Here is a 4,317-nt window from a genome sequence, read left to right as displayed (position 1 = left end):
GGGCGAGGGTGCGTTCGGGGTTGAGGACTTCGACGAGGTGCTCGAAGGGGACGTCTTGGTGGGCGTAGGCGTCGAGGTCGGTTTCCCTTACCCGGCCGAGCAGTTCACGGAAGGTGGGGTCGCCGGAGAGGTCCGTGCGGAGTACGAGGGTATTCACGAAGAAGCCGACAAGGTCATCGAGCGCCTCGTCCGTACGGCCCGCGATGGGCGTGCCGATGGGAATGTCGTCCCCGGCACCGGACCGCGCGAGCAGCGCGGCGAGTGCCGCATGAATGACCATGAAGGGTGTGACGCCGTTGGCGCGCGCCAACTCGACGAGTCCCGCGTGGAGTTCGGCGTCCCAGTGGAAGGTGAGGGTGTCACCTTCATGGGTTGCCGAGGCGGGGTAGGGCCGGTCGGCGGGTAGCTCTGTGCGCTCGGGGAGGTCGGCGAGTGTCTGCTTCCAGTGGGTGAGCTGGTCGGCCATGACGCTGTCCTGGTCCGTGCCGTCGCCGAGCAACTGCCGTTGCCAGAGCGCGTAGTCGGCGTACTGGACCGGCAGCGCGGACCACGCCGGGGAACCGTCACCGAGCCGCGCCTCATAAGCGACGGAGATGTCGCGCCAGAGCGGCGCCAGGGACCAGCCGTCGGCGGCGATGTGATGCGCGACCAGGACGAGTACGTGCTCGTCGTCGTCCGGCAGCGACAGCAGTTCGGCACGGAGCAGGACGTCACGCCCCAGGTCGAACGGGTGACGCACCGCCGACGCCAGCGCACTCGCGACCTGCCCCTCGGACACCTCGGTGACGACGAACGGCGGCCTGGCCTCCGCCGCATCGAGCACCTGCTGGAACGGGGCGCCGTCCTCCTCACGGAAGACCGTGCGCAGGCTCTCGTGCCGGGCCACGACATCGGCCAGCGCGTCTTCCAGGGCCTGCCGGTCGAGGGGACCGGTGAGACGTACGGCCAACGGAATGTTGTACGTCGCCGACGGCCCTTCCAAGCGGTGCAGGAACCACAGCCGGTTCTGCGCGTACGACAAGGGCAGCTTCTCCGGTCGTACCGCAGGTCGCAGGGCGAGACGCGCCTGCCCCGCACTGCCGAGCACCTCGGCGAGCGCGGCGACGGTGGGCGCCTCGAACAGGACCCGCACGCCGATCTCCACATCGAACGCCGACCGCACCCGCGACACCAGCCGCGTGGCCAGGAGCGAGTGCCCGCCGAGGTCGAAGAAGCTGTCGTCGACGCCCACTTCGGGCCGCGCAAGGACGTCCGCGAACATGCCGCAGAGAATCTCCTCGGCGGGCGTCCTCGGCGCACGGGCCGGTGCGGAGTCGAGGACGGGGTCCGGGAGCGCGGCCCGGTCCAGCTTCCCGCTGGCGGTCAGCGGGAGTTCATCGAGAGCCATCAGCGCGACCGGGACCATGAAGTCCGGCAGCCGATCGCGTACGAAGGACTTGAGATCGGCGGCGAGTTGCGGACCCGCCGCGGTGCCGGGCGCGGGCACGACGTAGCCCACCAGGTGCGCGTCGCCGTGTGCGATCACGGCGGCCTGGTCGACGTCCGGATGCCTGGTCAGCGCGGTTTCGATTTCGCCGGGTTCGATGCGGAAGCCGCGGATTTTGATCTGGTGGTCGGCGCGTCCGGTGAATTCGAGGCGTCCGTCGTGGTGGCGGCGGGCGAGGTCGCCGGTGCGGTACATGCGTTCGCCGGGGGTGTTGCTGTGGGGGTTGGCGGTGAAGCGTTGGGCGGTGAGGGCGGGGTGGTGGGTGTAGCCGCGGGCGAGGCCGGGGCCTGCGAGGTAGAGCTCGCCGATCACGCCGGGGGGTACGGGGCGCAGCCATGGGTCGAGGATGTAGGTGCGGGTGTTGGGGATGGGGTGGCCGAGGGAGGGGATGGTGGGGTTGGTGGTGAGGGTGGCGCAGACGGTGGCTTCGGTGGGGCCGTAGGCGGTGATGAGGCGCCGACCGCTGGCGGTCCACTGCTCAGCCAGGTCCGGGGGGCAGACTTCGCCGCCGGTCAGGACGTACTGGAGCGTGGGGACCCCGTTGCTGGGGAGGGAGGCCAGCAGTGAGACGGGCAGGGCGACGTGGGTGGCTGCGCTGTTTGTGAGGGCGGTGGCGAGTTCGTCTCCGGCGAGTTGGCCGGGGCTGTCCAGGATGAGGGTGGCGCCGGAGCCGAGGGTGGTGATGAGGTCGCAGACGGCGACGTCGAAGCTGGGGGAGACGGCCTGGAACACCCGGGATCCGGGGGCGAGTTGGAGTGCTTCGACGTGGGACGTGTGGAGTGCGGTGATGCCGGTGTGGGTGACGGCGACACCCTTGGGGCGGCCGGTGGAACCTGACGTATAGATCACATATGCCGTGCTGGTCGGCTCCTGGCGCACGAGCAGATTGGTGTCCGCGTACCCCTCCGTGGTCACGGGGCCATCGATGACAAGGACCGGCTGGGTGTCGTCCAGCATGAACTGAATCCGCTCGGCGGGATACGAAGGGTCGATCGGAAGGAATGCGGCCCCGGACTTCAACGCCGCGAGCGAGGACACGACGAGGTCCACGGATCGGGCCAGCCGCAGCGCGACGACCCGCTCGGGTCCGGCGCCCCGCTCGCTCATCCACCGCGCAAGCCGGTTGGCCCGCGCGTTCACCTCGCCGTATGTGACCTCGGTGTCGCCGCAGACCAGCGCCACTCCATCCGGCGTGCGCGCCACCTGCGCCTCGAACAGTTCCGCCACGGTCAGCACGGGCAACTCCCGCGCGGTGTCGTTCCACTCGACCAGAGCCCGCTGCTGCTCTGCCTCCGAGAGCAACTCAAGTGCCCCCACCGGCGCATCGGGATCGGCGACCACGGCCCGCAGCAACCGTTCGAGGCGCGCCGCGATCCCCTCCACCGTCTCGCGGTCGAAGAGCTCCGCACTGAACTCGACGAGCCCGTCGATGCGGACCTCGCCGTCGGTCCCGGTCCGGTTCTCGGTGAGGCTGAAGGCGAGATCGAGTCGTGCGGCCTCCGTGCTGACCGCGAGGGTCTCCGTGCTGAGGCCCGGCAGAGTCGGCTGGGACTCTGCCGTGTTCTGCCAGGCCAGGAGCACCTGGAACAGGGGGTGGTGGGACAGGGCGCGGTTCGGGTTGAGTACCTCGACGAGGTGCTCGAACGGGACGTCCTGGTGCGCGTACGCGTCGAGGTCCGTTTCCCGTACGCGGGAGATCAGCTCGCGGAAGGTCGGCTCGCCGGACATGTCCGTGCGCAGGACCAGGGTGTTGACGAAGAAGCCGACCATGTCGTCGAGCGCTTCGTCCGTGCGGCCCGCGATGGGGGAGCCGACGGCGATGTCGTCCCCGGCGCCGGAACGCGAGAGGAGTGCCACCAGGGCGGCATGTACGACCATGAACATGGTGGCACCGCTGGTGCGGGCCAACTCGGTGAGGCCTGACCGCAGTTCGGCATCCCACTGGAAGGTGTGGGACCCGCCCCGGTAGGAGGCGACCGCCGGGTGGGGCCGGTCGGTCGGCAGTTCGATCCGCTCCGGGAGGCCGGAGAGGGTCTCCCGCCAGTACGAGAGCTGATCCGCCATGGCGCTGCCCTGATCCGCGCCGTCCCCCAGGACGTTCCGCTGCCACAGGGTGTAGTCGGCGTACTGGACCGGCAGCGGCGCCCAGTCGGGAGCCCGCCCCTCCTGCGACCGTGCGCCGTAGGCGGTCGCGATGTCCTGCCAGAGCGGAGCCAGCGACCAGCCGTCGGCGGCGATGTGATGCATGACGAGTACGAGCACGCACGCGTCGGAGTCGAGCACCAACAGCCGTGCGCGCACGGGCAGTTCCGCACTCAGGTCGAAGGCGTGCCGCACCGTTTCGTCGATCGCCGCGTCGAGGCCGGACTCGTCGACCTCGGTCACGCCGAGGACCGGGCGTGCGGCCTCGCCCTGGAGCACCTGCTGGAACGGGGTTCCGTTGACCTCGGGGAAGACCGTGCGCAGGCTTTCGTGCCGTGCCACGACGTCGGCGAGGGCGGCCGCCAGCGCCTGCCGGTCCAGCGCACCTGTCAGGCGTACGGCCAGCGGGATGTTGTAGGTGGCGGACGGCCCTTCGAGCCGGTGCAGGAACCAGAGGCGGTTCTGGGCGTACGACAGCGGCGGGCGCGACGGACGCGGCACGGGCAGCAGCGCGGGGCGCGCGTGCCCGGCCCTCTCCAGCTCCTGCGCCAGAGCGGCGACGGTGGGCGCCTCGAACAGCACGCGGACACCCGGTTCGACGCCGAGCACCGAGCGGATCCGCGACATCAGGCGGGTGGCGAGGAGTGAGTGTCCGCCGTGGTCGAAGAAGTTGTCGTCGATGCCGATGT

The 4,317-nt window shown here is 70.3% G+C and carries 1 protein-coding gene; it reads right to left on the bottom strand.

The features are described 5' to 3' along the window. Positions 1-4,317: amino acid adenylation domain-containing protein (locus ACFWZ2_RS43335; RefSeq protein ID WP_384555310.1), on the bottom strand; the 4,317-nt coding region annotated here is incomplete at both ends.

It is taken from the genome of Streptomyces sp. NPDC059002 (assembly GCF_042740435.1).
In the GTDB taxonomy this organism is placed as follows: Bacteria; Actinomycetota; Actinomycetes; order Streptomycetales; family Streptomycetaceae; genus Streptomyces.
Note: the sequence above shows the minus strand (reverse complement) of the source record. Positions and strands in the feature narration are given on the sequence as shown.